This is a genomic window from Legionella qingyii (genome assembly GCF_003184185.1).
This window is the reverse complement of sequence record NZ_QHJG01000011.1, coordinates 57,110-58,036: the sequence shown is the minus strand read 5'-3', so window position 1 is coordinate 58,036 and position 927 is coordinate 57,110. Positions and strand designations below refer to the sequence as shown.

Genomic DNA, 927 nt, shown 5'->3' with positions numbered 1-927 from the left:
AAAAACAGATGGGATGCAGTTAACGGTGAATTCGGTCAGTTCGTTGATTTCAGCGCGAACAAAAAAATCCGTTTCCATGGCGGTTTCCAATTTGCTAGCATTAAGAGAAGCATGCATGCATTTGGAACAGACTTCGATAATGGTGTTCCAGACTATACGCTTACATTTGAAGGAAACACTCAGTACAACGGTTTCGGACCACGTACTGGTATCGACATGAACTATGTATTCGGTAATGGTTTTGGTATTTATGCTAAAGCAGCTGGTGCATTGTTAGTTGGTTCACAAAAACATAGCTACAATGTTGATTTCATTGACCCAGATGGCTCTAATCCTGTTCTTCCTAATGTGTTCACCGTTGATATTAGCGGAACCAGAACAGCGATCGTTCCTGAATTAGAAGCTAAATTGGGTGCTAGCTATGATTATGCAATGGCACAAGGTGATTTGGTACTGGATGCTGGATACATGTGGTTTAACTACATTCATGCGTTAAATACAACCGTATTACCAGTTACAGCAACTGATTTCGCTGCTGCTGGCCCTTACTTTGGCTTGAAATATATAGGAAACATTTAATTCGCTATCATTTTAATAAATTTAATCGGTACTGTTGACTTTATGAAACTCCGGTTAGATAATTGAGCAAGGTACGCTCTCGGTATAGAGCGAATATGCGTACCGTTGCTAACAATTTAAATTGGTAACGAACGGAAATAATAATAAAAAGTGGAGATAAGCATGTTAAATTTGAAAAAAACAGCGTTAGCTGTTCTTGCTTTAGGTAGCAGTGCAGTATTCGCTGGTACCATGGGCCCAGTTTGCACCCCAGGTAACGTTACTGTTCCTTGCCCAAGTACTGGATGGAACATCGGTGGTCAAGCATTAGTTTTGCAAACAATGACTGATAACGATGTTACTTTGGAC

At 40.1% G+C, this 927-nt stretch carries 1 protein-coding gene and 1 pseudogene; both read left to right on the top strand.

Translation table 11 applies throughout. The annotated features are described in order from the left end of the window. Window positions 1-579: Lpg1974 family pore-forming outer membrane protein (locus DGG96_RS08320; protein ID WP_240610446.1), on the top strand; the 579-nt coding region annotated here is incomplete at its 5' end. A 162-nt stretch (window positions 580-741) separates the two neighbouring features. Further along, window positions 742-927 (top strand): annotated as a pseudogene (locus tag DGG96_RS21170) (Lpg1974 family pore-forming outer membrane protein); the annotation flags it as partial.